General features: G+C 68.1%; 26 protein-coding genes. 7 read left to right on the plus strand and 19 right to left on the minus strand.

The genetic code is table 11. The features are described from left to right. Window positions 1-13: 13 nt before the first annotated feature. From KHC19_RS22130 to uvrC, 4 genes are all read right to left on the minus strand, one after another. Window positions 14-487, minus strand: a complete 474-nt coding sequence (locus tag KHC19_RS22130; protein WP_213355586.1) for a molybdenum cofactor biosynthesis protein MoaE — start codon at window positions 485-487, stop codon at window positions 14-16. Window positions 488-491: 4 nt separating this feature from the next. Then, window positions 492-743: a molybdopterin converting factor subunit 1 gene (gene moaD / locus KHC19_RS22135; protein ID WP_213355588.1), complete on the minus strand. Its 252-nt coding sequence runs from the start codon at window positions 741-743 to the stop codon at window positions 492-494. After that, the gene (pgsA, locus tag KHC19_RS22140; protein WP_213355590.1) at window positions 740-1,396 is read right to left on the minus strand and encodes a CDP-diacylglycerol--glycerol-3-phosphate 3-phosphatidyltransferase; all 657 of its coding nucleotides are present in this window, start codon (window positions 1,394-1,396) and stop codon (window positions 740-742) included. The genes moaD and pgsA overlap by 4 nt, the downstream gene beginning before the upstream one ends. 109 nt (window positions 1,397-1,505) lie before the next feature. Further along, window positions 1,506-3,782 (minus strand): excinuclease ABC subunit UvrC, encoded by a 2,277-nt coding sequence (gene uvrC / locus KHC19_RS22145; RefSeq protein ID WP_213355591.1) that lies wholly within the window; start codon window positions 3,780-3,782, stop codon window positions 1,506-1,508. A gap of 506 nt (window positions 3,783-4,288) precedes the next feature. Between uvrC and KHC19_RS22150 the strand changes: the two genes are divergently transcribed. Continuing rightward, the gene (locus KHC19_RS22150) at window positions 4,289-5,221 is read left to right on the plus strand and encodes a DMT family transporter (protein WP_213355592.1); all 933 of its coding nucleotides are present in this window, start codon (window positions 4,289-4,291) and stop codon (window positions 5,219-5,221) included. A 12-nt stretch (window positions 5,222-5,233) separates the two neighbouring features. Here KHC19_RS22150 and KHC19_RS22155 read toward each other — a convergent pair whose 3' ends face one another. Then, entirely contained in the window at window positions 5,234-6,016 is a 783-nt protein-coding gene (locus KHC19_RS22155; RefSeq protein WP_213355593.1) for an SDR family oxidoreductase, read from the minus strand. 292 nt (window positions 6,017-6,308) lie between these two features. On the opposite strand from KHC19_RS22155, the gene KHC19_RS22160 reads away from it, so the two are divergent. Both KHC19_RS22160 and KHC19_RS22165 read left to right on the plus strand, forming a co-directional pair. Continuing rightward, complete coding sequence (locus KHC19_RS22160) at window positions 6,309-6,917, plus strand: outer membrane protein (RefSeq protein WP_213355594.1); 609 nt, start codon at window positions 6,309-6,311, stop codon at window positions 6,915-6,917. Window positions 6,918-7,271: 354 nt separating this feature from the next. Continuing rightward, window positions 7,272-7,916, plus strand: coding sequence for an outer membrane protein (locus KHC19_RS22165; protein WP_213355595.1), 645 nt, complete (start codon window positions 7,272-7,274; stop codon window positions 7,914-7,916). A 115-nt stretch (window positions 7,917-8,031) separates the two neighbouring features. Here KHC19_RS22165 and KHC19_RS22170 read toward each other — a convergent pair whose 3' ends face one another. From KHC19_RS22170 to KHC19_RS22215, 10 genes are all read right to left on the minus strand, one after another. Beyond that, entirely contained in the window at window positions 8,032-8,631 is a 600-nt protein-coding gene (locus tag KHC19_RS22170) for a glutathione S-transferase family protein (protein WP_213355596.1), read from the minus strand. A gap of 113 nt (window positions 8,632-8,744) precedes the next feature. After that, window positions 8,745-8,960: a cold-shock protein gene (locus KHC19_RS22175; RefSeq protein ID WP_213355597.1), complete on the minus strand. Its 216-nt coding sequence runs from the start codon at window positions 8,958-8,960 to the stop codon at window positions 8,745-8,747. A gap of 134 nt (window positions 8,961-9,094) precedes the next feature. After that, window positions 9,095-9,958: a 23S rRNA (adenine(2030)-N(6))-methyltransferase RlmJ gene (locus KHC19_RS22180; RefSeq protein WP_213355599.1), complete on the minus strand. Its 864-nt coding sequence runs from the start codon at window positions 9,956-9,958 to the stop codon at window positions 9,095-9,097. A 9-nt stretch (window positions 9,959-9,967) separates the two neighbouring features. Beyond that, window positions 9,968-10,681 (minus strand): ribonuclease T2 family protein, encoded by a 714-nt coding sequence (locus tag KHC19_RS22185; protein ID WP_246549511.1) that lies wholly within the window; start codon window positions 10,679-10,681, stop codon window positions 9,968-9,970. 2 nt (window positions 10,682-10,683) lie between these two features. Continuing rightward, window positions 10,684-11,253: a hypothetical protein gene (locus KHC19_RS22190; protein ID WP_213355601.1), complete on the minus strand. Its 570-nt coding sequence runs from the start codon at window positions 11,251-11,253 to the stop codon at window positions 10,684-10,686. A gap of 115 nt (window positions 11,254-11,368) precedes the next feature. Further along, window positions 11,369-11,704, minus strand: coding sequence for a hypothetical protein (locus tag KHC19_RS22195; protein WP_213355602.1), 336 nt, complete (start codon window positions 11,702-11,704; stop codon window positions 11,369-11,371). Between the two features lie 41 nt (window positions 11,705-11,745). Beyond that, the gene (locus tag KHC19_RS22200) at window positions 11,746-12,099 is read right to left on the minus strand and encodes a cupin domain-containing protein (protein WP_213355603.1); all 354 of its coding nucleotides are present in this window, start codon (window positions 12,097-12,099) and stop codon (window positions 11,746-11,748) included. 54 nt (window positions 12,100-12,153) lie between these two features. After that, window positions 12,154-12,660, minus strand: coding sequence for a peptidoglycan-binding domain-containing protein (locus KHC19_RS22205; protein ID WP_213355604.1), 507 nt, complete (start codon window positions 12,658-12,660; stop codon window positions 12,154-12,156). Between the two features lie 202 nt (window positions 12,661-12,862). Continuing rightward, window positions 12,863-14,473: a regulator gene (locus KHC19_RS22210; RefSeq protein WP_213355605.1), complete on the minus strand. Its 1,611-nt coding sequence runs from the start codon at window positions 14,471-14,473 to the stop codon at window positions 12,863-12,865. Window positions 14,474-14,558: 85 nt separating this feature from the next. Continuing rightward, on the minus strand, window positions 14,559-15,260 hold the full coding sequence (locus KHC19_RS22215; RefSeq protein ID WP_378297012.1) for a cysteine hydrolase family protein: 702 nt from the start codon (window positions 15,258-15,260) through the stop codon (window positions 14,559-14,561). A 322-nt stretch (window positions 15,261-15,582) separates the two neighbouring features. On the opposite strand from KHC19_RS22215, the gene KHC19_RS22220 reads away from it, so the two are divergent. The 3 genes from KHC19_RS22220 (at window position 15,583) to KHC19_RS22230 (ending at window position 19,556) form a co-directional block, all read left to right on the plus strand. Further along, complete coding sequence (locus tag KHC19_RS22220) at window positions 15,583-16,377, plus strand: phosphodiesterase (RefSeq protein ID WP_213355608.1); 795 nt, start codon at window positions 15,583-15,585, stop codon at window positions 16,375-16,377. A gap of 55 nt (window positions 16,378-16,432) precedes the next feature. Further along, the gene (gene uvrB, locus KHC19_RS22225; protein ID WP_213355610.1) at window positions 16,433-19,030 is read left to right on the plus strand and encodes an excinuclease ABC subunit UvrB; all 2,598 of its coding nucleotides are present in this window, start codon (window positions 16,433-16,435) and stop codon (window positions 19,028-19,030) included. A 133-nt stretch (window positions 19,031-19,163) separates the two neighbouring features. After that, complete coding sequence (locus KHC19_RS22230) at window positions 19,164-19,556, plus strand: DUF805 domain-containing protein (RefSeq protein WP_213355612.1); 393 nt, start codon at window positions 19,164-19,166, stop codon at window positions 19,554-19,556. Window positions 19,557-19,998: 442 nt separating this feature from the next. Here KHC19_RS22230 and KHC19_RS22235 read toward each other — a convergent pair whose 3' ends face one another. Further along, the gene (locus KHC19_RS22235) at window positions 19,999-21,024 is read right to left on the minus strand and encodes a TIM44-like domain-containing protein (protein WP_213355614.1); all 1,026 of its coding nucleotides are present in this window, start codon (window positions 21,022-21,024) and stop codon (window positions 19,999-20,001) included. A gap of 115 nt (window positions 21,025-21,139) precedes the next feature. Next, window positions 21,140-21,313, minus strand: a complete 174-nt coding sequence (locus KHC19_RS22240) for a hypothetical protein (RefSeq protein ID WP_213355616.1) — start codon at window positions 21,311-21,313, stop codon at window positions 21,140-21,142. Between the two features lie 277 nt (window positions 21,314-21,590). On the opposite strand from KHC19_RS22240, the gene ppc reads away from it, so the two are divergent. Then, on the plus strand, window positions 21,591-24,383 hold the full coding sequence (gene ppc / locus KHC19_RS22245) for a phosphoenolpyruvate carboxylase (RefSeq protein ID WP_213355618.1): 2,793 nt from the start codon (window positions 21,591-21,593) through the stop codon (window positions 24,381-24,383). A 565-nt stretch (window positions 24,384-24,948) separates the two neighbouring features. Here ppc and KHC19_RS22250 read toward each other — a convergent pair. Both KHC19_RS22250 and KHC19_RS22255 read right to left on the minus strand, forming a co-directional pair. Beyond that, window positions 24,949-25,707, minus strand: a complete 759-nt coding sequence (locus tag KHC19_RS22250; RefSeq protein WP_213355619.1) for a 3-keto-5-aminohexanoate cleavage protein — start codon at window positions 25,705-25,707, stop codon at window positions 24,949-24,951. A gap of 32 nt (window positions 25,708-25,739) precedes the next feature. Beyond that, window positions 25,740-26,213 (minus strand): YaiI/YqxD family protein, encoded by a 474-nt coding sequence (locus KHC19_RS22255; protein ID WP_213355620.1) that lies wholly within the window; start codon window positions 26,211-26,213, stop codon window positions 25,740-25,742. Window positions 26,214-26,375 lie beyond the last annotated feature (162 nt).

A 26,375-nucleotide genomic window follows, 5' to 3' on the forward strand; every position in this document is an offset into this window, starting at 1 on the left:
CCGGTAAGGCGGGTCAGCGCCACCGCTCCGCCGCGGCGTCGTCCGCCTCCTTGGCGGCAACCCAGTTTTTCACCGTCTCGCGTTCTTCCAGCTTCCAGAATGGGGCGCTGGTCTTCAGCCAGTCCATGAGAAACTCGGCGGCCTCGAAGGCGGCGCCGCGATGCGGCGAGGCGGTGACCACCAGCACGATGTTCTCGCCCGGCACCAGGCGGCCGTGGCGGTGGATCACCGTGGCGCCGAGGAGCGGCCAGCGCGCGCGGGCTTCCTCGACGAGGCGGCCGATTTCCTCCTCCGCCATGCCGGGATAATGCTCCAGCGTCAGGGCGACGAGGCACCCTTCGCCGGACGCGTCGTCGGCGCGGCACAGGCCGGAAAAGGTGACGACCGCGCCGATGTCGGTGCGACCGGCCGACAAGGCGGCGATCTCGGCGGCGGTGTCGAAATCCTCGCTCTGGATGCGGATGGTGAAACGGCCGTCATCCGTCACGACGTCAGCCTCCCGTCATCGGCGGGAAGAAGGCGATCTCGCGGGCGCCGGCGATCGGCGCGTCGGGGCGCGCATGGCGGCGATCAATGGCCGCACGCACCACCTTGGGGTCCTTGAACGCCTCGGCATAGCCCTCGCCACGCGCGGCGAGGAAGGCGGCAAGTTCCGCCACGGTGCGGACGCCCTGCGGCGTCTCGACCTCCTCGGCCTCATGCCCGATGCGCTCGCGCACCCAGGCGAAATAAACGATCTTCACGCCTCTTCCTCGAGCAGGTGCCGGGCGCCGGCCCGGAAATAGTCCCACCCGGTATAAAGTGTGAGCAGCGCCGCGATCCACAAGAGCAGGATGCCGGCCAGCGTGGTGCCGGGCAGCAGCGCATCGGCCGCGGGGCCCGCCAGCAGCACGCCGACCGCGACCAGCTGCGTCGCGGTCTTCCACTTGGCGAGGCGGGTGACGGGGACGCTGACCCGCAGTTCGGCGAGGAATTCGCGCAGGCCGGAGACCAGGATCTCGCGGCACAGGATGACCGCCGCCGCCCATAGCGACCAGCCGCGGATGGTGCCGTCCGATGCCATCATCAACAGCGAGGCGGCGACCAGCAGCTTGTCGGCGATGGGATCGAGCATGCGCCCGATCGCCGATTGCTGCGACCAGATGCGGGCGAGATAGCCGTCGAAGAAATCGGTGATGGCGGCGGCGACATAGATGCCGAGCGCCGCCCAGCGCAGCCACAGCCCGCCGGCGAGGATATCCGCCCAGAACAGACAGCCGACCAGCAGCGGCACCGCCACGCAGCGCGCATAGGTGAGCAGGTTGGGGAGCGCGTAGGTATGCGCACGCTTGCCGCGCACAGAGGCGGCCTGTGCGGGTTCAGTCACCGTATTCCGGGCGGGCGCGACGTCGACCATTGCTCTGTCCGGTTCCTCGACTGGGACGTAACCACCCTGGGGGGCCACGTCAATCTACTGCGGGCATTTCACGGCAAAGTAACGGCCATGCGTCGCTCGCCCCCCGGCTTCAGCGTGGACCGGCGTGGAAAAAGTCGTAGACCGCCCGCGCGGTGGCGGCATTCACCCCCGGCACCGCCTCGAGATCCGACAGCGAGGCGCGCTCGATGGCCTTCAGCGTGCCGAAATGGCGCAGCAGCGCCCGCTTGCGGGTCGGGCCGATGCCCGGGATCTCCTGCAGCCCGCCCTGGGCGATGTCCTTGGAACGGCGGGCGCGGTGCGAGCCGATGGCGAAGCGATGCGCCTCGTCGCGCAGGCGCTGGACGAAATAGAGCACCGGGTCGCGCGCCTCCAGCCGGAAGGGCTCGCGGCCGGGGACGAAGAAGGTCTCGCGGCCGGCGTCGCGGTCGGGGCCCTTGGCGACACCGACAAGGGGCACGTCGGTGATGCCGAGCTCGGCGAGGGTTTCCCGCGCCGCCTTGAGCTGTCCGGCGCCGCCATCGATCAGCACCAGGTCCGGCCAGCCCTCAGGCGTCAGGCGCAGCGGTTCGGGGGCTTCGTCGTCGGCGGCGATGCCGGCCGGCGCGACAGCTTTCCCCTCTCCCCGCATCAAACCCGGCTGTTGCCGGGTTTGATCTCGAGATAGGTCAAAATCGGATGCATCTAATTTTGACGGAGAGGGGTGGGGTGAGGGGGAATGCGCGTCGGCGATGGGGAGCGTCGCTTCCCCCTCACCCGACGGCTGCGCCGTCGACCTCTCCCCCTCGGGGAGAGGTGCAGAAAGGGGAGCGACCAGCGGCGTTCCTTCCTTCTCGTCGGCGCGAGGTGGGCCGTCGCCGGCCCGCGGGGCTTCGCGCAGCAGGCGGGAGAAGCGGCGCTGCAGCACCTCGCGCATCATGCCGTAATCGTCGCCCGGCGTGAGCTCGGCGTTCTTGATGTTGAACTTGCGGTACTGGCTCTTGGCGAAGCCTTCCGGGCCGGCGACGATCATGCCGCCCACCGCGTTCGAACCCATGATGTGCGAGTTGTCATAGACCTCGATGCGGCGCGGCGAGGCCGGCAGGGCGAAGGCGCGGGCCAGCTCGTCGAGCAGCCGCGCCTGGCTGGCGCTCTCGGCGAGCTTGCGGCCGAGCGCCTCGCGGGCGTTCTGCATGGCGTGCTCGACCAGCTCGCGCTTCTCGCCGCGCTGGGGTACGGCGATCTCCACCTTGTGGCCGCTGCGCTCGCTGAGCGCCTCGGCGAGCAGGCCGCTCTCCTCCGCCGCATGGCTGAGCAATATGAGGCGCGGCGCCGGCTTGTCCTCGTAGAACTGCGCCAGGAAGGCGCCGAGCACCTCGCCCGGCTCCAGCGTGCGGTCGGCGCGCGGATAGAGCGCGTGGTTGCCCCAGTTCTGCCCGGTGCGGAAGAAGAACACCTGCACGCAGGTGGCGCCGCCCTCCTGGTGGATGGCGAACACGTCGGCCTCTTCCACCGAACGAGGGTTGATGCCCTGCGAGCCCTGCACGGCGGAGAGCGCGGCGAGGCGGTCGCGCAACGCGGCGGCGCGCTCGAACTCCAGATCCTCCGAGGCCTGCTCCATTTCGTGGGCCAGCTGCTCCTTCACCGTGCGGCTCTTGCCGGACAGGAAGTCGCGTGCCTCGCGGACATATTCGGCATAGTCGGTGTGGCTGACCTCGCCGGTGCAGGGGCCGGCGCAGCGCTTGATCTGGAACAGCAGGCAGGGACGGGTGCGCGCCTCGTAATAGCTGTCCGAGCAGGAGCGGACCAGGAACGCCTTCTGCAGCGCGTTGATGGTGCGGTTCACCGCCCAGACCGAGGCGAAGGGGCCGTAATAGTCGCCGGGCCTGGAGCGGGCGCCGCGATGCTTGGCGATCTGCGGCGAGACATGGTCGCGGGTGATGAGGATATAGGGGAACGACTTGTCGTCGCGCAGCAGCACGTTGAAGCGCGGGCGCAGCTGCTTGATGAGGTTGGCCTCGAGCAGCAGCGCCTCGGTCTCGGTGCCGGTGGAGATGAACTCCATCTCGGCGGTGGCCGACACCATGCGGAAGATGCGGTTGGTCAGCCCGGTCGGCCGCGTATAGGCGATGATGCGCTTCCTGATGCTCTTCGCCTTGCCGACATAGAGCACCGCGCCCTCGGCATCGAGCATGCGGTAGACGCCGGCGCCGTTCGGAGCGTGCTTCACCGCGCGCAGGATGGCGGCGCGGCCGGAGGCGAGCGAGCCGGCGGCGGGGGTGGCTTCGTCGGGCTCGTCGAGGACAAGGAGCGCCTCGTCGTCGATCTCGGCCATCTCGGCGTCGTCGATCTCCGGCTCGGGCGCGTTATGGTGGGGGCGAGCGATCATGCGAGCCTAAAATATGGATTCGCACCCGCCGCGAACAGGGGGAGGGCGGCGAACTCACGCCTGTTGATCCCGCCGACCACAGATCGCCCTCATCCTGAGGTGTCCGGCCGCCGGCCGGGCCTCGAAGGATGCTCGCCCGGGGGCGCGTCACCGAGCCTCCTTCGAGGCTCGCTGCGCTCGCACCTCAGGATGAGGTGGTTCTGGCGGAAAACATTGCCGGTGTCCCGGAGGGCCGACAGGCGGATCCGGCAGGCGGATCCGGGATCGTGCGAGCATTCGATGAGCCACCTCCCTGTCTTCTCCCCGCTGGGGGGAGGTGGCCCGCGCAGCGGGTCGGTGAGGGGCCACGACATCGGAAAGCCAGGGAGCCTCCTCACCCCGGCCCTCTCCCCGCCGGGGAGAGGGAGAGAGCTCCATCGCGCCGCGCAAGAAAGCGGCTGTCGCGGGACTGCCATGCGCAATTTCGTGGCTGTGGCGGCGGAGAAATCGGGGTAAGGGGAGAGGCCATGACCTCCGTCTCCGACATCTCCGCGAAACCCGCCGTCCCGCTCACCGGCTATATCTATGGTGCGGCGGGAGCGATCCTGTTCGCCTCCAAGGGCATCATCATCAAGCTCGCCTATGGCGAGGGTGTCGATCCCGAGACGTTGCTGGCGCTGCGCATGGCCTTCTCGCTGCCCTTCTACCTCGTCATCGGCGGCCTTGCGCTGAGGACCATGCGCCTGCGCGGCGAGACCATGCCGGGTCTCAGGATCCTGATCCAGTCCGCCGGGGTGGGTGCGCTCGGCTACTGGTTCTCCAGCTATGTCGATTTCCTCGGGCTGCAATATATCTCCGCCTCCTTCGAGCGGCTGATCCTGTTCACCTATCCGCTGTTCGTGGTGCTGTTCGGCGCGCTGCTGTTCGGCCAGCCGATCCGGCTCAAGGCCTTGTGGACCTTCCTCATCGCCTATGGCGGCCTGGCGCTGATCTTCATGGAGGGACTGGCGACGGTCGGCACCGATGTGGCGCGCGGCGCGATGTTCGTGGGCATGGCGGCGGTCAGCTTCGCGCTCTACCAGCTGATGGCGCGCAAGCTCCTGAACAGCATAGGCTCGGCCCTGTTCACCTGCGTGGCGATGATCTCGGCCTCGGTGATGGCGATCGGCCAGTTCGCCGTGATGCGCCCGCTGGCGGGGCTCCTGGTGTCCCCGCGGGTGCTGATGCTGTCGGTGCTGATCGCCATCGGCGCGACGGTGGTGCCGACCTTCCTGATGAACGCGGCGCTGAAGCGCATCTCGGCGCAGGCCAATTCGATGATCTCGACGGTGAGCCCGGTGGCGACGATGGCGCTCGCCTTCTTCGTGCTGGGCGAGACGGCAAGTCCGCTCGAGCTCGCCGGCGCGGTGCTGGTGATGACGAGCGTCGGCTGGTTCACCCTCAGCGACCGGCGCAGATAGCCGCGGGACCCCCTAGTCGGGCACTTCGGTGTCCGGCGTTTGCCAGGCCATGTGCTGGCCGCCGTCGACCGTCAGCATCTGGCCGGTGACGCTCTCCGCCCGGGCGAGGAACAGCACCGCCGCGGCGACCTCTTCCGGCTGCGGCCCGCGGCCGAGCGGCACCGATGCGCTCTGCCGTGCGAAATCCTCGAGGCTCTGGCGGCTGTTCGCGAAGGTCGGCCCCGGGGAAACCGCGTTGACGCGGACCCGCGGGGCGAGGCTCTGGGCGAGCAGGCGGGTCGCCGCCCACAGGCCCTGCTTGGTCAGGCTGTAGGAGAGATAGTGCGGCGTCGGCTTCAGGACCCGCTGGTCGATGAGGTTGACCACCGCGCCGGTCTCGCCGGCCGGCAGCTGCGCCGCGAAGGCTTCGGCGAGAAAGACCGGTGCGCGCAGGTTGACGGCGAAATGCCGGTTCCACAGCTCCGGCGACAGCGAACCGGCCGCGTCGGGATGGAATTCCGAGGCGTTGTTCACCAGAAGGCGGACGACGCCGAAGCGGGCGCAGGCCGGCAGCAGGGCCGCCACGGCCGCGGCATCGGAGAGCTCGGCATGGACGAGATGGGCGCGGGCGCCGCGCGCCTCGATCTCGCCGCCGATCGACGAGGCGGCGGGCCCGGGATGGCGGGTGTGGACGATGAGATCGTAACCCGCCGAGGCGAGGGCGAGAGAAATGGCGCGGCCGATGCGCACCGCGGCGCCGGTGACGAGCGCGAGCGGACGAGCGGCGGCAGGTGATTGCGGAGCGGACAAGGTCATATCTCTTCATGAACCGGAGCGAAAGGACTGTCCAATTCGAAAAGCGCCGATCTGTTCGTTCCATCGACGCAAGATTAACATATCCTTAACCATGAAAAACGAAATGCGATATAATTCGCGCGCCGGACGGGCCGATTTTCGAGATCTTATGCTTCGCGCGACTTGTATACGTATCGTTAATGATAATATCAGGTTACGAAATGCCATAAGAATTTGCTCATAATCTTATGTGACCGTCGACCCTATCGAATTGAACCCGGGCGCACGCTGCCTGGATGATTGGGAGACGATTATGAAAGCAGTTCTCGCGGGCCTGGCCCTCGCGGCGGCGATCGCCGTGCCGGCCTCCGCCGCCGATCTCAGCTACCCGGCCCCGGCCGCCTATGCTCCGCCGGCCCCCGTGTTCACCTGGACCGGTTTCTATCTGGGCGCCAACGCCGGCTATGGCTGGGGCGAAGCGGATTTCTCCGACGACACCAACGGTTTCCTCGGCGGCATCCAGGCCGGCTATAACTGGCAGTTCGCCGGCAGCCCGCTGGTGGTCGGCGTCGAGACCGACATCCAGGCCACCAATATCGAGAGCCCGACCTTCTCGCTCGATTATTTCGGCACGGTGCGCGCCCGCCTCGGCTGGGCGGTCGACCAGTTCCTGATCTACGGCACCGGCGGCTTCGCCTATGCGCGCGGCAATTACGAGATCGGGGGCCTGTCGAACAAGCAGACCAACACCGGCTGGACCATCGGCGCCGGCGGCGAATATGCCTTCTCGCCGAACTGGAGCGTCAAGGCCGAGTATCTCTATCTCGACCTCGGCTCCGAGTCCTACGAGACCGTGGGCGGGCCGATCGATGTCGGCACCACCGCCAACATCCTGCGCCTGGGCGTGAACTACAAGTTCTGACGCCCGCCGGACGTCCGGCATCCCGTCACGAAGGAAGGCGGCCCCGGTTCGGGGCCGCCTTTGCGTTTGCTGCCGGCCGCACGGGCAATCTGTTGCATTTCTGCGACGCTGCAAATCAATCGATGAGTGATCGTGGCGGAAATGTTGCAGCCCGCGCCGCAGTCGCGATCGGCGCGTTACCTCCCGCGATTCCGTATTCGCAACGCCTCGCGAGGTGTTCGTCGGCGATGCGGGAGCAAGCTGGGGCGGCGCTGTTTCGGTTTTCGCCGCATTCCGGCCCTCGACCTGACAAGCTGCGCTTCTATCTCATCCTCAACTGCATTGTGTTCAGCAGTTTTGCTCGGAGAGTACATTATGAAGAAGATCCTTGCCTCGGGCGTTGCGCTCGCCGCCCTCATGGTCGCGGCCCCGGCCTTCGCTGCCGATATCGCGCAGCCCTACCCGACAAAGGCTCCGGTCGTCGCCCCCGTGCCGGTCTTCTCCTGGACCGGCTTCTATCTCGGTGCCAATGCCGGCTATGGCTGGGGCAGCGGCAATGGCTATGCCGAGACCCTCGGCCTCGACCCGGATGGCTGGCTCGGCGGCGGCCAGGTCGGCTTCAACTATCAGCTCGGCAACAACGTCGTGATCGGCGTCGAGGCCGACCTGCAGGGCACCGGCATCAAGGACACCGCCTACGGCTATGAGTCGAAGCTCGACTACTTCGGCACCGTGCGCGCCCGTGTCGGCTACGCCTTCGACACCGTGCTGCCCTACGTCACCGGCGGTTTCGCCTATGGCAAGAGCAAGATCAACGACCAGGTGCTGGACTGGAACGAGAGCTCGACCCAGACCGGCTGGACCATCGGCGCCGGCGTGGAATACGCCTTCCTGCCGAACTGGACGGTCAAGGCCGAGTATCTGTATGTCGATCTCGGCGACGACTATTACAACAATCTCGGCGCCAAGGCGGGTCTCGACCTCAACGTCGCCCGCGTCGGCGTGAACTACAAGTTCTGAGCCTGACCGGCGCCTCCGGGCGCCGATCTCTCGGTACGCTAAAGGCCCCGGAGGCAACTCCGGGGCCTTTTTCATGGCCGCTTGCTTTCTGGCCGCCTGCCGCGGCGCTTCGCGCTCAGGCGCGGGTTGCCTCGAAAGCGGGCACCCGTTCGGCGAAGGCGTCCAGCCAATCGACGAGCGCGGGATGATCGGCGCGCCAGCTGCCGTCGAAGCGCAGGTCGAGATAGCCGAGCGCGCAAGCGGTGGCGATCTCCGCCACGTCGATGCCGGTGGCGGTCGCCCCCTTGGCCGGCGGGTTGGCTTCCAGCGACTTGAGGGCCCGCGCGACCTTGCCGGCCTGATTGTCGACCCAGGCCGGGGTGCGCTGGGCCTCGGGACGGTAACGGACCTCGTAGACCTGCAGCAGCGCCGCATCCATGAGGCCATCGGCCAGGGCCTGGCCGATCAAAGCGGCGATGCGCGCCGGACCGGCCGCGGGAAGGATGATGCCGCCGCCTGCCTGCATGTCGAGATATTCGAGAATGACCGGCGAATCATAGACCGGCGCGCCGTCCGACAGCAGCACGGGGATCTTGCCGAGCGGATTCTGCTGGCGCACGGAATCCGTCGGATCGGTGGTGTCCGCCCATTCGATGTCGAGATGGATGCCGCACAGAACGGCGCCGATCTTGACCTTGCGGCCGAACGGGGAGGGTTTTGACGAACGGAGGATCATCGCGGATTTCAGATCTTCAGGCGCATGCGGCACCGCCGACCCGTCCCCTACGGCGCGGACGGGCGTCGTGGCATGCGGCGGCGGCGCCATGCCGTCGCTTCGATGAAGAGCTATCAGTCGGCGGGCTGGAGGTCGATGGCCTTGGGGCCCTTGCCACGCTTGTCCGGCTCGACCTCGAAACTGATCCGCTGTCCCTCGGCGAGGGCGCCCAGGCCAGACCGGGTGACCGCCGAGACATGCACGAAGACGTCGCGCCCGCCGTCGTCCGGCCGGATGAAGCCGTAACCCTTTTCCGTGTTGAAGAACTTGACGGTTCCCGTCATTGCCATTGCGCCTGCTCCTTGCCTCCGCCGGCGCCGTTCGCCTGCCGCCGGGTCTTATGAACCCAGACGTTGAAGCAAGACCGATGCCGCGAATGCGGGAGGGGCGCAAAAAGCCGATGCGGCGCGGGCGCCGCGCCAGCTCAGCGCTCGGGTATCAGCCAGCCGACGCGGGAGCGGCCGACGCCATCGCTCGCCATCACCGGCGCCAGGGCGGCAAGCACGGCGCGGATCTCGTCGGCGAGCGTGAAGGGAGGATTGACCACGATCAGCCCGCAGCCGGAGAGCACGCCGGCCTGGCGCACGGCGCGGGTGTCGAACTCGATGCGCAGGGTCTTGGGAATGCCGGCGCGGGCGATCTCGCGCTGAAAGGCATCGACCGCGCGCACGTCCTTGATCGGGTACCACAGCGCATAAATGCCGGTTGCCCAGCGCGCATGCGCCTCGGCGAGAGTGGAGGCGAGGCGGTGGAACTCGCCGGCTTCCTCAAAGGGGGGATCCACCAGCACCAGGCCGCGCCGCTCCCTGGGCGGCAGATAGGCGGTGAGCGCCTGCCAGCCATCCGTCGGCAGCACCTTGGCGCGGTGATCCTGGGCGACCTCGGACAGGGCGGCCCTGACACCGGGCTCCGTCTCGCAAAACAGCAGCCGGTCCTGCGGCCGGGTCAGGGCGAGGGCGAAGAGCGGCGAGCCGGGATAGTGGCGCATGCCGGCCGGGTCGGCGTCGAGGCCGGGATTGCAGGCGTCGAGGACCTGCCGCCAGGGCGCCAGCAGCGCGTCGATCTCCGGCCTGAAGCTGGCCCGCAACACCGCCCCGACGCCGCGTTCCCACTCGCCGGTGCGTTGCGCCTCGTCGCCGGACAGATCGTAGAGACCGGCGCCGGCATGGGTGTCGAGCACGCGGAAGGCGGCATCCTTCTGGCCGAGATAGGCGAGAATGCGCGTCAGCACGACATGCTTGACGACATCGGCGAAATTGCCGGCGTGGAAGGCGTGGCGATAGTTCATCGAACGGGCTCAGCCACCGCGCATCGGCGGCATCACGACGCGGGGCGTGCGGCAGGCGCGCTTGTCCACGTCGGCGCAGGAGGTGAAGCCGAGCGACTTGTCGAGGCAGATGCGTACCTCGTGCAGGCGGCGGGAATCGCAGGTCACGGCGATCATGCCGGCGTCGAGGCCGGGATTGGCGTCGAGGAAAGACGCCTCGACCTCGTCGGGCGACACCATCTTGTATGTGTCGAGCTGGCGATATTCCGTGGGAATGGTCACCGCCGCGCGGGCCTTGCGCACCAGGTCGAAATAGGCGGTGGGGTCGAGGCCGGCGCAGGTGCCGTGCTTGCGCCATTCATGGATGATCAGGCGACGGCTCGGCATGAGGTCGAGCATGGAGCGAACCACCGGCTCCGGCACGAAAGGCGCCGGCTTCTGGCAGTCTTCCGGCCAGCCGACGGCGTTCTGCGGCCACAGCCCGTGCACCACGAAGGCGAAGGGGCGGGCGCTCCGGCACTGGGCGGGATCCGCCCTGTTGCCGGCGCTCTCGCAATAGGTGGGCGACCAGGAAAGCGAGAGCACATAGTGATCGAACCGGCCGGGCGTCCCGGCCGTCTGTGCCGCCGCCGGCGTCGCGCCGCCGGCCAGGCCGGACGCTGCGAGCGCGACGAAGGCGAGGACAAGCCGAGCGAAGGCAGACCGGGCGAGGGCGGCGCGGACGAACCGCGCCGCGTCACCCAGGCTCACGGCAGGGCCATCCGGCAGTTCGGCGCATAGGTCCAGGAGCGGTCGAAGCCCTGAACGCACCATTCGACGCCCCAGGAAAAGCCGATGAAGCCGCCATCCTCGATGATCGAGTAATAGACCTTGTGACGGCTGGCGCCCGCGGGCACCGCCTTCACCGCACCGACCTTGCCGCCGGCATACTGGCCGCCGGCATAGACATGGCCGGCCGTCGCCGGCGCACCGGAGACGACGGCGTCGGCCGCGCAATAGCGGCGCGGCTGATATTCCGGTCCCCAGGGGCGGAAGGCGACTTCCTGGACATGGTCGAAGCCGTCGATGGTCGCCTTGGAGTCCCAATAGGTGCTCTGCGTCTCCGCGAAATGCTTCTGGATGCGCGCGAGCGCCTCGGGCGTGTCGCAGGCCGGCACGTTGCCGCTGTAGTTGGGGCCGGAGAGCCAGAAGTTCTTCTCGAGGAAGCTTGCCGCCTGGCCGCCGGCCGACGAGGCCAGCAGGAGGCCGGCGCCGAGCACGGCGGAAATCACGCGACGGGCCGTGCCGCCGGCCTGCCGGCTCCGATCCTTGAACATGCAAACTCTCCCCGATGTGTTGGCGCGACGATGCATCCCGTCCCGACACCGGTCAAGGACGGGGGTGCAACACATCGGGCAAAAATCTACCGCACCGGATCGCAAGGCCGGTCGCTCAACGCAGGGGCGTCCGATTCGCGGCGATGTGCAGCGACGACGGGCGCGCGGAGACGGCGCAGGGCTCGTCGATGAAGATCCAGCTCGCCACGTTCTGGTCCATGCCGCACACGGCGGTGCGCGGGCCGGCCGTGCCGGAGAGGCAGATGCGCTCGCCATGCTCATAGTCGCGCCCGCCGGCGCGGCATTTGCAATCGGCCGCGGCGCTGCCGCCGGCGGCCAGCAGCAGGGCGATCGTCGCGGCACCGTGCCGGACGCTGCGGGTCGCGTGCGGAAAGGCATGAGCACGGGGAACGTGACAAAGGCGGGCATGAGGAATGCGGGCATGCAACATAAGGGCACCCTCCCATTCCGGCGCGAAGCGCGCGTCGTGGCTCAGATCAAGCGTATCACATAGAGCTTGCGGGTGGTCTCCAGCACTTCCCACACGCCCTTGAAGCCGGGGCGCAGCACGAATGAGTCGCCGGCCGCGAGGCGTACCGGCGCCTTGCCGTCCTCGTGCAGGACCGAGACGCCTTCGAGGAAGGAGCAGAATTCCCATTCCTCGTACTCGACCCGCCAGGCGCCGGGCGTCGATTCCCACACGCCGGCGAACAAGGCGCCATCGGGCAGGGTTTCGAAATTCCAGGTGCGGTGAATCGGCGTTCCGGCGACGAGCCGTTCCGGCAGCGGCGCGGTTTCCTCGGGAGCGCCGAGAGCGGCGAGATCAAAAGGCAGGAAGAACGCCATGGTGGATCCAATATGGGAGAGGCCGCGCCCCCAAACGGGCGCGGCCTCCCGATTCTAGCTGAAGAAGCCCTTGATGGTCGCCCAGATGCTCTTGGCCGGAGCCTCCCCGGCGGCGGAAGCTTCCGTCGGCGCGGCGTCCTGCGGCGAGATCTGCGACTTGGAGACCACCTCCGGGGTGATCTGGGCGAACAGGCCGAGCTTGGCGAGGGTCGCCGGTCCGACGAAGCCGTCGGCGTCGAGGCCGTTATTGGCCTGATAGTCCTTGACCGCCTTCTGCGTGCCGGCGCCGAACTTGCCGTCGGCGTCGAGGCCGAGCGCCGTCTGCAGCTTCTTGACCGTCTCGCCGGAGGTGCCGACCTTCAGGAGAACGAGCTCGTAGAGCCCGAGCGCGGCAAAGGTGTCCGGCCCGGCGATGCCGTCCGCCGCCAGCCCGTGCTCCTTCTGATAGGCCTTCAGCGCCTCCTCGGTTTTGGGGCCGAATTGGCCGTCCGCGGGCACGCCCAGCTTTTCCTGCAGGATTTTGACCGGAGTGCCGGCAAGGCCTTTTTTCAAGATCGACACGGCTATGTCCTCCTCAATCGACAAGGCGCGCCGCCGATGCATCGGCGTCCACTTTGCCCCCCGGTTGAGGACTTTACGGTATGATTCATGACGGCCAAGGCAAAAACGTCGGGCGCGCGACCGAAATCGCACGCCCGACGCGTCCCGTTCCCGGAGCCGGCGGCTATCCGCCCCCCGCCGCCGGTGCGGGGCGGGAACCGATCTATTCGGCCGGTGCCGGCTCTGCCTCGATCGCCGCCGGCGGCCGCGCCTCGACCTCGGCGTAACGGGCGCAGGCCAGCAGGAAGCCCGCCACCATCACATAGGCGAGCGAAACCCCGGGGGTGACGGCGATGCCCACCGTCTCGCCATGCATGAAGCCGAAGAAGGTGAGCACGGCGCCGGCGAGGGCGAAGGCGGCCGCATGGGTGAACTTGCGATCGATGACGAAGACGCCGATGGCACCGAGCACCAGCCCGACCAGGATGGCGCCGCCGCCCATGACCTCCAGCCCGTGATAGAGCACGCCGACCGTGCCGAGCTTGTCCATGCCGATGGCATGGGCGGAGGTGCCGGCGAGGCCCAGCGCATTGTCGATGAGCAGCTTGGCCCAGGCGGCGAGGTGCGGTGTCAGCGCCAGGATCACCGCCGGGGCGTGGCGGGCCGGCGTGGTCTGGAACGCCTGCGCGCCGATCAGCATGCCGATGTAGAGCAGGATCGGCGAGATGGCGACGACCGGCACCAGCGCGAGCAGCACGGCGATGATGCCGAACCAGGACAGGATGATCACCATCAGCCCGGTGGCGGCGGAATAGCCGATGCGCCCGCCCATCGATTTCCAGCCGGGATGGCCGATATAGACGGCGTTGATGAACGGGTTGCCCATCAGGCAGCCGATCAGGCTGACGATGCCGTCGGCGGTGAGCACGCGGGTGGTGGGATAGTGGTCGCCGGCCGCCTCGGCGCTCTCCACATTGTCCATCGCCTCGACGAGATCATAGATGCCGAACGGGATGGCCGTGACGAGGATGACGCCGAGATATTCGAAGCCGGAGAAGACATGGCCGAAGGCCGGCAGCGGCACCGAGAAGCCGAAATTGGCGAAGGAGGTCGTGAGCTTGTCGAGGCTCATGCCGCCATAGTTCAGGCCGAACAGGTTCGACCCCCAGGCGATGACCATGCCGATCGCGATGGCGACGAGGCCGGCGGGAATGCCCTTCGGGTATTTCACCCCGCCGAGCCAGCTGACCAGGATGACGGCGAAGCAGGTGAGCCCGATCGCCGGCGTCATGAAGATTTCGAAGGCCGGGCGCATGGAGATGAAGGCCACCGACACGCCGGCGAGGGTGCCGAGCAGCGCCGCGCGGGGGGTGATGCGGCGGATATAGGGCGCGACAAAGCCGCCGATCATCAGGATGAAGCTCTGGAAGAACACCCAGACGAGGCCGGCTTCCCAGCCCTTCACCGGATCGCCGGTGGAGGCGCCGATCGGCAGCATGATCACGAAGACGACGACGAACATGTGCGGCACCGAGATGCCGGAGGGCAGGGCGCAGACGTCGTCGCGGCCGGTCTTCTTCGCCAGCTGGTAGCCGAGCCAGGCGTAATAGGCGGTGGACAGGAACATCATCAGCCCGACCGCCGGCAGGATGCGGCCGAATACCAGTTCGGCCGGCATCTTCAGCACGAATTGCAGCAGGCCGGTCAGCACCAGCATGTTGACGAGGATGTTGGTGCCGAAGCCGAACAGGGCGTTCCAGTCGCCCCGGGTCCACAGGATCGGCCGCATGCCGGTACGCATGGGTGAAAGCGGAGACATCGAAGGCGCAGACATGCTCGGGACTCCTCGATGGGGAATGATGGGGAGGCGCATGCGCAGGCAAACGGGCCGGCCGGGCCGGCGCGGGGATGCAGGCCGCTCAGGCGGCCGCAGGAGAGGCTTCTGCGCTCGTCCTGCCGAGCGCGGCGAGGAAGGCGGCGCTGTCCGACACCCAGCCGAAAATGCCGCCCTGAGCCTTGATCATGTCGAGGCCGACGCGATGGAATTCCGGGAAATACGAGGCGCAGCAATCGGATAGCGCAACGCAGCGATAGCCGCGGTCGTTGCCCTCGCGAATGGTGGTGTGGACGCAGACCTCGGTGGTGACGCCGCAGACCAGCAGCGTGTCGATGCCGCGATTCTTCAGCATGAGCTCCAGGTCGGTCTGGTAGAAGGCGCCCTTGCCGGGCTTGTCGAGTACCGGCTCGCCCTCGGTGGGATAGAGGGCGGCGATGATGTCGTGGCCGGGCTCGCCGCGGATGAGGATGCGGCCCATCGGTCCGGCGCAGCCGATGCGGGCGGTGGGCTCGCCGCGTTCCACCTTGGCGGGCGGGGCGTCGGCCATGTCGGGGCGATGGCCCTCACGGGTGTGGATGACCAGCATGCCGGCGGCGCGGGCCGCTTCCAGCGCGTTTCTGCAAGGTTCCACAGCGGCTTGCAGCAGCGAGACGTCGTTGCCCAGCGTCTCGCCGAACCCGCCGGGCTCGAGGAAATCGCGCTGCATGTCGATGATGACCAGCGCCGTGCGGGCGGGGTCGAAGGGAAGCGGCGTCGGTTCGGCAGCGAGGACGGGCATCGGCATCTCCGCGGATCGGCGTTCGGGCGCGCCGGGTTCGTTGTATGCTGAAATGTATGCATCAAGCATGCCATGCCTAAATCATAGGCGATTTATCAGTTATGTATTTGATTTAAAATGTGTTTATTGATTTCTGTCTTCCTGCCTCACCTCGCCTGTCTGCACGATGTTTGTGCGATATGCGGTGTTTCCAGCTCACCTCGCGCTTGCCGCCGCCATCGAGCGATACCGGGAAGCGCGATTGCCGGGGGATGAAGCCGCAGGGCGGCACGTTGCGGCACGCGGGGCGGAATGCTCGTATGGCGCCTCCCGCCCCTCGGATCGCTCCATGCTCATCGTTCATCTCTCCGACCCGCATCTGCGGCCGAAAGGCCATCTCTATCAAGGCCTTGTCGATTCCAACGCCATGTTCGCGGCGGCCCTCGACCACCTCGCCCGCCTCGATCCCCGCCCGGATCTGGTGCTGCTGACCGGCGACGTGGTGGATGAAGGCATGGCGGAGGAATATGCCGTGGCGGTGGAGATGCTGGCCGGCATCGGGCTGCCGCTGCTGGTCATTCCCGGCAATCATGACGAGCGGGAGGCGTTCCGGGCCTGCTTCGCGGGGCATTCCCACCTGCCGAAGACCGGGCCACTGCATTTTGCGGTCGGCGATCACGGGCCGGTGCGGGTCGTCGGACTGGACGTCACCGTGCCCGGCGAGCATTACGGTGAGGTGTATGATGAGGCCAGTTCCTGGCTGGACTCCGCTCTGGCGGCCGAGCCGGACCGGCCGACGCTGGTGATGATGCACCAGCCGCCGATCCTGGGCGGGATTCCCTATATCGACGACTATAATTGCCGGGGAGGGGAGAGGCTCGCCGCCGTCCTCGCGCGTCATCCGCAGGTCGAGCGGGTGCTGTGCGGGCACATCCACCGCTTCATGCAGGCGCGCTTCGGCGGCACCCTGCTGGTGACGGCGCCGAGCACCACCACCGCCATCGCGCTGCGGCTGCGGCCGGATGCCGAGCCGGCCTCCTTCGTCGAGCCGCCGGCGATGCTGCTGCACCGGTGGACGCCGGCCGGCCTCGTCACGCATTACCTGCCGATCGGCCGCTTTCCCGGTCCCTATCCGTTCTTCTGAGCGGCGGCCGGCGAAGCCCTTTCCATGGCGGAGGCGAAGCCCCATATTCCCGCCCATGGCCAAAGCTGCACGTCCCGGCGGATTCGGAGAGCGCTCCCAGCGCGCCTTCGAACCTGCGCAACCCGCTACGCTCGATCCCGTCCTCGCCGAGAAGCTCGGCGTGGCGCCGACCTCGGGCGCCTCCGCCACCGTCGCCGCGCTGTCGGCGCTGATCGAGGGTGGTCGCCCGGAGGTCGACGGGCAGGTGTGGATGCCGCACCGGCCGGCGCGGCCGGAAAAGTCGGAAGGCGGCGTCAAATTCGTCATCAAGTCCGACTACACGCCCAGCGGCGACCAGCCGCAGGCCATCGACGAACTGGTCGCCGCCGCGTCGCAGGGGGAACGCGACCAGGTGCTGCTCGGCGTCACCGGCTCGGGCAAGACCTTCACCATGGCCAACGTCATCGAGCGCGTGCAGCGCCCGGCGCTGGTGCTCGCCCCGAACAAGACGCTGGCGGCGCAGCTCTATGGCGAGTTCAAGAGCTTCTTCCCCGACAATGCGGTGGAGTACTTCGTCTCCTACTACGACTACTACCAGCCCGAGGCCTATGTGCCGCGCACCGACACCTTCATCGAGAAGGAATCGTCGATCAACGAGCAGATCGACCGCATGCGCCACTCGGCGACCCGCGCGCTTCTGGAGCGCGACGACGTCATCATCGTCGCCTCGGTGTCCTGCATCTACGGTATCGGCTCGGTCGAGACCTACGCCTCGATGACCTTCAAGATCGAGGTGGGCGACCGCATCGACCAGCGCGGCATCCTCGCCGACCTGGTGGCGCTGCAATACAAGCGCATCCAGGGCGACTTCGGCCGCGGCACCTTCCGGGTGCGCGGCGACGTCATCGAGATCTTCCCGGCGCATTACGAGGACCGGGCTTGGCGCGTCTCGCTGTTCGGCGACGAGGTGGAGAGCATCCAGGAATTCGACCCGCTCACCGGGCAGAAGTCGCAGGACCTGAAATTCGTCAAGGTCTATGCCAATTCGCATTACGTGACGCCGCGCCCGACGCTGATCCAGGCGATCTCCGGCATCAAGGCCGAGCTGAAGATGCGGCTCGACGAGCTCAACGCCATGGGCCGCTATCTCGAAGCGCAGCGGCTGGAGCAGCGCTGCACCTTCGACCTCGAAATGATGGAAGCGACCGGCTCCTGCGCCGGCATCGAGAACTATTCGCGCTGGCTCACCGGCCGCCGCCCCGGCGAGCCGCCGCCGACGCTGTTCGAATATGTGCCCGACAATGCGCTGATCTTCTGCGACGAGAGCCATGTGACCATCCCGCAGATCGGCGCCATGTATCGCGGCGACTTCCGCCGCAAGGCGACGCTGGCGGAATACGGCTTCCGCCTGCCGAGCTGCATGGACAACAGGCCGCTGCGCTTCGAGGAGTGGGAGGCGATGCGGCCGCAGACGGTGCACGTCTCCGCGACGCCCGGCGCCTGGGAGATGGAGCGCACCGGCGGCGTGTTCGTGGAGCAGGTGATCCGCCCGACCGGCCTCGTCGACCCGCCGGTGGAGGTGCGCCCGGCGCGCACCCAGGTGGACGATTTGCTCGGCGAGGTGCGGCAGGTGGCGGCCAAGGGCTATCGCACGCTGGTGACGACGCTCACCAAGCGCATGGCCGAGGATCTGACCGAATATCTGCACGAGAACGGCATCCGGGTGCGCTACATGCATTCGGACATCGACACCATCGAGCGCATCGAGATCCTGCGCGACCTGCGGCTCGGCACCTTCGACGTGCTGATCGGCATCAACCTGCTGCGCGAGGGCCTCGACATCCCGGAATGCGGGCTGGTGGCCATCCTCGATGCCGACAAGGAAGGCTTCCTACGCTCGGAGACCTCGCTGGTGCAGACCATCGGCCGCGCGGCGCGAAACGTCGACGGGCGGGTGATCCTCTATGCCGACGGCGTGACCGGCTCGATGGAGCGGGCGATGGCGGAGACCGAGCGCCGCCGCACCAAGCAGATCGCCTGGAACACCGAGCACGGCATTACCCCCGAGAGCGTGCGCAAGGCGATCGGCGACATCCTCAACAGCGTCTATGAGCGCGACCATGTGACGGTCGATACCGGCCTTGCAGAGGCGCCGGCGGCCTATGGCAACAACCTCGCGGCGGTGCTCGCCGATCTCGAGAAGCGCATGCGCGCGGCGGCGGCCGATCTCGATTTCGAGCAGGCGGCGCGGCTGCGCGACGAGATCAAGCGGCTGCAGGCCACCGAGCTGGCGATTTCCGACGATCCGCTGGCGCGGCAGGACGCCATCGACGACCGCACCGGCGGCTATCGCGGCGAGCGCAAATATGGCCGTTCGGCCAATCTGCCGGAGAAGAAGGCGGGGAGCGGTCGATCGGGCGGCAAAAGCGGGCCGCGGTCCTCGCCCGGCCACGTCTCCTCCGGCCATCAGGCGCGGGCCGACGAGGCGCAGGCGACCTACGATGCCGGCGAGGCGGCGCCGCGCTCGCGGGTGGTGCGGCCGTCGCTCGACGATATGGGGCCGGGCACCGACCGTGCCGAGCCGCTGGGGCCGGAAGGGTGGACGCGGCCGGAACGGCCGGACCCGATGACCAAGGGCTATCGCAAGGGCGGGCGCCGCGCGCCGAAGCGGTGAGCGCCGCCGGCAGGCGGCGAACCTGCGCGCGAGCGATGCTTGGCACGGCGAGGCGGCTTCCGCTTAATGAGGTGCGAGCCGCTTGCCGCAGCGCGAGGCCGCGGGAGGGCCGGCTCGGGGCAGGGAGGTTTCCATGGGCTTCACGCAGGCGATCGCGAGCGTGCTCGGCAAATACGCCACCTTCGAGGGGCGGGCGCCGCGCTCGGAATATTGGTGGTGGGTGCTGTTCACCATCCTGCTGAACTGGGTGCTGAGCTTCGCCGACCTCGCTTTGTTCGGCGCCTTCTCCTTCATCGCCACCGGCGACGTCCACGTCTTCACGCCACTGACCACGATCGTCGGTATCGCGCTGATCCTGCCCTGCATCGCGGTGGCGGTGCGCCGCTTTCACGACATGAACCGCACCGGTTGGTGGGTGCTGATCGGGCTCACCGGCATCGGGGCGCTGGTGCTGTTCTTCTGGTTCATGGTGAAGGGCACCGAAGGGCCGAACCGCTTCGGCGAGGACCCGCTCATGCGCTACTGAGGCGCCCGCAGGGGATGCGCAGGCGAGCGGGCCGCCGCCCCTCACAATGCATCCTCAGGCTGCGAGCGCAGAGAGCCTCGGAGGGGGCTCGGTAACGCGCGCCCTGGCGGGCATCCTTCGAGGCCCGGCCTGCGGCCGGGCACCTCAGGATGAGGGAGTTCTTGAGGGACTCAGGATGAGGGGGCTCTCGAGGACCTCAGGATGGGGGCTCTTTGGGGGACTCAGGATGAGGGGGCTCTTGGGGGCGGGTGACTAGAGGGGCGGGTGGCAAGACCGGCGCGGCTTCGCCGGATGGTCGGCTGGTCCCGGTGCCCGGACGGGTGAATGCCGCAGCACAGGTCGCCGCTCAGCCGGGCATGAAAAAAGCCTCCATGGCGACCGGCCATGGAGGCTTTCATGCATGGCGGGACGCCCACCTGGGGCACCCCCGAATGGCGGGGGATCAGCCGCCCTGCTGGATGGCGGTCACCGTCCACTCGCCGCCGCCGGCGGGGCGGGTGAAGGTCCAGAACTCCACCACCGATTCGAGGCGGTCCGGGTCGCCCTGCACCAGGCGGCCGGTGGCGCGCTCGATCAGCGTGTCCTTCAGCTGGTAGCGCATGGCGACGGTGGCGTAGTCGCGGCCGTCCTCGCTCCAGGCCTCGGAGAGGTCGCCCTGCAGCAGCTTCACGTCGCTGAGGCGATTCTGCAGGCCGTCCTGGGCGTAGCCGTCGAGTTCCTCGCCGACATAATCAGCCATTTCCGGCGTCATCAGCTGCGACAGAGCGGCGCGGTCGTCGCGGGAATAGGCGTCCTGCACCTCGCCGAGCCTGCGCTCGAAGGCATCGAAATCGGCGCCCTGAAGCTGCAGCGGCCGGCCGCGGGGACGGCTGGCGAAGCCGGAGCGGCCGGCCGCCGCGCCGTTCGAGCCGGGAGCCGAGCCACCGCCGAACATGTCGCGCGCCAGCGGGGCGCCGGGCTGCGGGCCCTGCGCGGTCGCCGGGCGGTTGCGCGAGGCGAGCCAGCCCATGACCAGCCGGACGACGATGAAGATCAGCGCGATCTGCAGCAGCAGGCCGAGAATGCCGGCGAGGCTGCCGAGGCCGGAGAAGAAGCCGCCGCCCATCAACAGGCCGAACAGGCCGGCGCCGAGCAGGCCGCCCATCAGCCCGCCCATGAAGCCGGGACGATTGAAGAAGCCGCCCTGCCGAGCCGCCGCCGCCGTGCCGGCCGTGGCGGCCGGATTGGTGGTGGTGGCGCCGGGCTGGGTCGCCGAGCGCTGCATGGTCTGGGCGGAGGGAGAGGTCGGGGTCGGCGCGGGAGCGGACCAGGTGCGCGCACCGCGGCTCCCCATGCTGCGACCGCCGCCCGCACGGGCGTCGGCGTCGGGAACGACGGCGATCAGACTGCCGGCCACGATGACGGCCGCCGCGCCGACACGCGCGACGGTGGCCAGGTCAGGCAGACGAAACAGGGACTTGATGCGCATGGCCTCTCTCGGAACTGACACGGGAGTCACAATGTGACGCTGCGTCAGCATATGGGGAGGCCATGACCGTTTGTCACCTCCCGGGGCGATCAAGCCTGCGGGAGGAGGCCGAGGCTCAGAAGCCGAGCCGCGTCTCGATGGCGGCGATGGAGCCGACCGGCGCGGGGGCTACGTGAGGGGCCTGCTTCTCGGTGGGGGTCTCGACAGCGCGGGGCACCGTCTTCAGTGCGGCGGGCTGGCGGAGCGCGGCGGGAACTCGTTCCTCGGCGCGATTCCTGACGGCGGACATAACTCAATCCTTCCTGATACGCGATACGCGGTTAGGCGATGCGTCGTCTCTCAACGCTAGGCACGGCACCTTTATAGATCCGCAATCCTGAATGAGGACTGATCGGTCCGTTCATAACAGCCGCTGTTTCGTTCAGAATCGCGGCAGGTTCTGGGCGAAGTACAGGTAACTCAACGGCAGGCACGGTCCAGATGTGGATTTGGATAGGCTGAGGCCAAATGGCCACACCCCGGCATGCTAATTGCTAAGTTGCGTCGACCACCGGAGCGAACAAGCCATGTCTTTTGCCCTCACCCTCGCCCAACCGGATTCCGAACCCGACGTCGATGCCGGGATCGACCAGACGCTGCGCGACGACATCCGCATGCTGGGGCGCGTGCTCGGCGACACGCTGCGCGACCAGGAAGGCGAGCCGACCTTCGACCTGGTGGAAACCATCCGCCGGGTCTCCACCCGCTTCCATCGCGAGGAGGACGAGGGCGCGCGCCGGGAGCTGGAGGAGATCCTGCTCGGGCTCGACCCCGACCAGACCATCTCCATCGTCCGTGCCTTCAGCTATTTCTCCCACCTCGCCAACATCGCCGAGGACCAGCATGTGATCCGCCGCGCCCGGGCGCTGGCGGCGGCCGGGCACGGCCCGCGCCCGGCCTCGCTGGCCAATGCCATCGAGCGGGCGATGGGCGAGGGCATCCCGACGGAGAGCCTGCGCAAGTTCTTCGATACCGCGCTGGCGAGCCCGGTGCTGACCGCGCACCCGACCGAGGTGCGCCGGCGCAGCACCATGACGCACGAGATGCGCATTGCCGAATTGCTCGCCGAACGCGAGCGCAGCGAGCCGACGCCCGAGGAGGCGGCGCTCATCGACGACGAGCTGCGCCGGCGGGTGCTGACGCTGTGGCAGACCAACCTGCTGCGCAAGACCAAGCTGACGGTGCTGGACGAGGTGGCCAACGGCCTCGCCTATTACGACTACACATTCCTGCGGCAATTGCCGCGGGTTTATGCGGCATTGGAGGATCGACTCGCCGACATCGAGGGCGCGGGGGCGGAGGCGCCGGAGGTCGGCTCCTTCCTGCGCATGGGCAGCTGGATCGGCGGCGACCGCGACGGCAACCCCTTCGTCACCGCCGAGGTGACGCGCGAGACCCTGCGCCTGCAGGGCGCCCAGGCGGTGCGCTTCTATCTCCAGGAGCTGGACGAGCTCGGCGGCGAATTGTCGATCAGCACCATCCGCGTGGCGGTGTCGGACGAATTGCTGGCGCTGGTGGATTCCTCGCCCGACCTCTCGCCGCACCGGCGCAACGAGCCGTACCGCCTCGCCGTCACCACCATCATCGGCCGGCTCAAGGCGACGGCCTTCAGCCTGGAGGTTGCCGACCTGGCGGGCATCGCCGAGAAGCCGAGCGTGCGCCCCTATGCTTCCGCGGCGGAATTGCGGGCCGACCTCGACATCATCGATCGCTCGCTGAAGACCCACAAGTCCGGCGCCATCGCCCGCGGCAAGCTGCGCGAGCTGCGCCGGGCGGTGGACTGCTTCGGCTTCCACCTCGCCATCCTCGATTCCCGCCAGAATTCCGACGTGCACGAGCGCTGCGTCGCCGAGCTGTTCGAGGTGGCCGCGCCGGGCACCGGCTACAAGAGCCTGCCCGAGGGCACGCGCGTCGCCCTGCTGCTGCGCGAGCTGACCACGGCGCGCCCGCTCACCTCGCCCTTCGCCGCCTATTCCGACGAGACGGTGGGCGAGATGGACATGCTGCGCACCTGCGCGCGCATCCACAGGATCTACGGCCCGGAGGCGATCCAGACCTGCATCATCTCCAAGGCCGAGGGCGTCTCCGACATGCTGGAGCTCGCCCTGCTGCTCAAGGAGGTCGGCCTCGTCGACCCGGCGGGCGCCGCGGCGGTGAACATCGTGCCGTTGTTCGAGACCATCGAGGACCTGCGCAACTCCGCCAAGGTGATGGAGCAGATGTTCCGCCTGCCGGAATACCGCAAGCTGGTCGACAGCCGCGGCGGCATGCAGGAGGTGATGCTCGGCTATTCCGACAGCAACAAGGATGGCGGCTTCGTCACCTCCGGCTGGGAGCTCTACAAGGCCGAGATCGAGCTGATCGAGGTGTTCAAGCGCCATGGCGTGCGGCTGCGGCTGTTCCACGGCCGTGGCGGCTCGGTCGGCCGCGGCGGCGGGCCGAGCTACGACGCCATCCTCGCCCAGCCGGGCGGGGCGGTGCAGGGGCTGATCCGCATCACCGAGCAGGGCGAGATCATCTCGTCCAAGTACTCGAACCCGCAGGTCGGGCGCGGCAATCTGGAGATCCTCGCGGCCGCCACGCTGGAGGCGACGCTGCTCTCCGGCGACGCCAAGGCGCCGCGCGAGGAATACCTCACCGTGATGGAGGCGTTGTCCGACGCGGCGTTCCGCGCCTATCGCGGGCTCGTCTACGAGACCCCGCGCTTCGAGGATTATTTCTGGGAATCCACCGTCATCAACGAGATCGCGACGCTGAACATCGGCTCGCGCCCGGCCTCGCGCAAGAAGACGCGGCGGATCGAGGACCTGCGCGCGATCCCGTGGGTGTTCTCCTGGGCGCAGTGCCGGCTGATGCTGCCGGGCTGGTACGGCTTCGGCACCGCCATACGCGACTGGCTGGCCAAGAACCCCGACGGGCTGACGCTCTTGCGCGAGATGTATCGCGAATGGCCGTTCTTCCGCACGCAATTGTCCAACATGGACATGGTGCTGTCGAAGAGCTCGATCGCCATCGCCTCGCGCTATGCGAAGCTGGTGGAGGACATCGAACTGCGCGAAAGCATCTTCGGGCGCATCCGCACCGAGCACCAGGCGGCGATCGACGCCTTGCTGGCGATTTCCGAGCAATCGACGCTGCTGGGCTCCAACCCGCTGCTCGACCGCTCGATCCGCGCGCGCTTCCCCTATATCGACCCGCTCAACCATGTGCAGGTCGAGCTGCTGAGGAAGTACCGCGCCAACGACACCGACGAGAAGGTGCTGCAGGGCATCCAGCTGACGATCAACGGCATCTCCGCCGGGCTGCGCAATTCGGGGTGAGGGGGCGTCGGCTTGCTGATGAGTGGGGGTGGGCGGGCGTCGTCCCTGCTGGGGGAGACACGGCGCGCTTTTTCTCCCTCTCCCCGCATCGGACTCGGCTGTTGCCGAGTTCGATCTCTCCGAAGGTCAAACTCGGCAACAGCCGAGTTTGACGGAGAGGGGTGGGGTGAGGGGGCTTCCTGGCTTCCCGATGTCTAGGGCCCCTCACCGACCCGCTGCGCGGGCCACCTCTCCCCGACGGGGAGAGGGAAGGAAAGAAGGGGCTCTTCCCGATGAGTGAGGGTGGGTATCGTCCCAATGGGGAGGGGTGGATGCACGGTGCGCTTTTTTCTCCCTCTCCCCATTGAGGAGAGGGTCGGGGTGAGGGGTCTTCCTAGCTCTCCAATCGCTAGAGCCCCTCACCGACCCGCTGCGCGGGCCACCTCTCCCCAACGGGGAGAGGGAAAGAAAGAAGGGCATCTTTCCCGACGAGGTGAGGGTGGGCATCGCCCCAATGGGCGGGGCCGATGCACGGCGCGGTTGGGGAGCGGGCTCCCCGGCGCCAGGCCCTTGCGCGACGGGGCCTTCACAGGCCGGCGGCGGGCTTGGCTTCCGGCGGGATGTTCGGCGGCACGCGGGCCATCTGGAAGGCCGTCCTGATGAGCTCGGCATTGCCGCCGGCGATGTCGCCGCCGGGCAGGTGCCTGCCGTCCTCCAGCCCGATGCGGCTGTCGAGGCCGCGCAACAGCGCGTCGCGGTAGAGCGGCCAGACGCTGGCCTCATAGCCGTGCTGCAGGACCGGCACGTCCAGGCTGGCACGGGCGAGGACGGTGCGGATCGCGGCCGCGGCGGCCAGTGCCTCCGCCTCGTCCTGCTCGTTGATCTCGATGAGGATGCGCAGGCATTTCGGCGCCTCGGGCAGCTTCACGAAGCGCTCGGCATCCGCGACCGACCACAGGCCGGCCTCGACGCCGATGCCGCGAGCGAGCGCGAGGGCGATCATTTCCGGCGCGTCTTCCTCCACGAGGTTCACCGACACGTAGTCCGGCCGCTCGGTCCAGGCGGCGACGGCCTCCAGCCGGCCGCGGCCGCCGGGAGGAATGTCGGCATGGGTCGACAGGCCGACCGGCACGCCGGGCACCCGGGCGCGGATCGCGGCCAGCGCGGCGGCGACCGCGGCGGGATCGAGGGTCTCGAGGCCGTTCGTGTCGCGAGGATGCAGGTGCAGCTCGCTCGCGCCGGCCGCCACCACCGCTTCCGCCTGAAAGGCGAGCTCGGCGGGGGTGAAGGGCGTATCGGCGTGGAAGCCCTTGTCGCGCGAACCGTTGAGACAGGCCTGGAGCATGCGGCGTTCCTCCCGGTGGGACATCAATGCCCTTAACCCGCGTGATGGCCCATTCGTTTCAGGCGGGAGACGGTTCTTTCCAGCGCCTGCAGGAATTCCGAGCGGTCGCGCGGCGAGAAGGGACGGGGACCGCCGGTGATCGCGCCGGTCTCGCGCAGATCCTGCATCAGGTTGCGGGTGGCGAGCTGCAGGCCGATGGAGGAGGCGGTGAAGGCCTTGCCGCCGGGCGCCAATGCCTCCGCCCCCTTCGCCACCACCCGGGCGGCGAGCGGCACGTCGGCGGTGACGACCACATCGCCGGGCTCCACCCGCTCGACGATCCAGTCATCGGCGATATCGGGACCGGCCGGGACGATCACCCGCTCGATCCAGTCGGTGCGCGGCACGTTGACGAAGCTGTTCGCCACCACGAACACCTTCAGCCGGTGGCGCTCGGCCACGCGGTAGGTCTCGTCCTTTACCGGACAGGCGTCGGCGTCGACATAGATGATGGTGGATCTGGCCAAGGTATTCGGTGCCGCTGGGGAAGGTGCTGGAAGAAAGAAGGGCTGCCCGTCAGGACAGCCCTTCCCATGTCAGACCGCGGTCCGGCCCGGTAAACCGTCTGTTGGACGGTGCTTAGTGTCGCGTCACGCGGCACGGACCTCGCTAGAGGCAAGTGTCCAGGT

Source organism: Ancylobacter oerskovii (assembly GCF_018390555.1).
In the GTDB taxonomy this organism is placed as follows: Bacteria; Pseudomonadota; Alphaproteobacteria; order Rhizobiales; family Xanthobacteraceae; genus Ancylobacter; species Ancylobacter oerskovii.

Coding starts and splice junctions, on each gene's coding strand:
- KHC19_RS22200 (WP_213355603.1), bottom strand. CDS start 12,099: ATGGCGTTCTTCCTGCCTTTTGATCTCGCCGCTCTCGGCGCTCCCGAG.
- KHC19_RS22235 (WP_213355614.1), bottom strand. CDS start 21,024: ATGCGCATCAAGTCCCTGTTTCGTCTGCCTGACCTGGCCACCGTCGCG.
- KHC19_RS22180 (WP_213355599.1), bottom strand. CDS start 9,958: ATGAACTATCGCCACGCCTTCCACGCCGGCAATTTCGCCGATGTCGTC.
- KHC19_RS22175 (WP_213355597.1), bottom strand. CDS start 8,960: ATGGCAATGACGGGAACCGTCAAGTTCTTCAACACGGAAAAGGGTTAC.
- KHC19_RS22250 (WP_213355619.1), bottom strand. CDS start 25,707: ATGCTCCAGGCCTGTCTCAACGGTTCGCGCGACAAGGGCTTCCACGCC.
- uvrB (WP_213355610.1), top strand. CDS start 16,433: ATGGCCAAAGCTGCACGTCCCGGCGGATTCGGAGAGCGCTCCCAGCGC.
- KHC19_RS22150 (WP_213355592.1), top strand. CDS start 4,289: ATGACCTCCGTCTCCGACATCTCCGCGAAACCCGCCGTCCCGCTCACC.
- KHC19_RS22215 (WP_378297012.1), bottom strand. CDS start 15,260: ATGCCGATGCCCGTCCTCGCTGCCGAACCGACGCCGCTTCCCTTCGAC.
- KHC19_RS22165 (WP_213355595.1), top strand. CDS start 7,272: ATGAAGAAGATCCTTGCCTCGGGCGTTGCGCTCGCCGCCCTCATGGTC.
- KHC19_RS22155 (WP_213355593.1), bottom strand. CDS start 6,016: ATGACCTTGTCCGCTCCGCAATCACCTGCCGCCGCTCGTCCGCTCGCG.
- KHC19_RS22220 (WP_213355608.1), top strand. CDS start 15,583: ATGCTCATCGTTCATCTCTCCGACCCGCATCTGCGGCCGAAAGGCCAT.
- KHC19_RS22190 (WP_213355601.1), bottom strand. CDS start 11,253: ATGTTCAAGGATCGGAGCCGGCAGGCCGGCGGCACGGCCCGTCGCGTG.
- KHC19_RS22195 (WP_213355602.1), bottom strand. CDS start 11,704: ATGTTGCATGCCCGCATTCCTCATGCCCGCCTTTGTCACGTTCCCCGT.
- KHC19_RS22230 (WP_213355612.1), top strand. CDS start 19,164: ATGGGCTTCACGCAGGCGATCGCGAGCGTGCTCGGCAAATACGCCACC.
- ppc (WP_213355618.1), top strand. CDS start 21,591: ATGTCTTTTGCCCTCACCCTCGCCCAACCGGATTCCGAACCCGACGTC.
- KHC19_RS22160 (WP_213355594.1), top strand. CDS start 6,309: ATGAAAGCAGTTCTCGCGGGCCTGGCCCTCGCGGCGGCGATCGCCGTG.
- KHC19_RS22210 (WP_213355605.1), bottom strand. CDS start 14,473: ATGTCTGCGCCTTCGATGTCTCCGCTTTCACCCATGCGTACCGGCATG.
- uvrC (WP_213355591.1), bottom strand. CDS start 3,782: ATGATCGCTCGCCCCCACCATAACGCGCCCGAGCCGGAGATCGACGAC.
- KHC19_RS22170 (WP_213355596.1), bottom strand. CDS start 8,631: ATGATCCTCCGTTCGTCAAAACCCTCCCCGTTCGGCCGCAAGGTCAAG.
- KHC19_RS22240 (WP_213355616.1), bottom strand. CDS start 21,313: ATGTCCGCCGTCAGGAATCGCGCCGAGGAACGAGTTCCCGCCGCGCTC.
- pgsA (WP_213355590.1), bottom strand. CDS start 1,396: ATGGTCGACGTCGCGCCCGCCCGGAATACGGTGACTGAACCCGCACAG.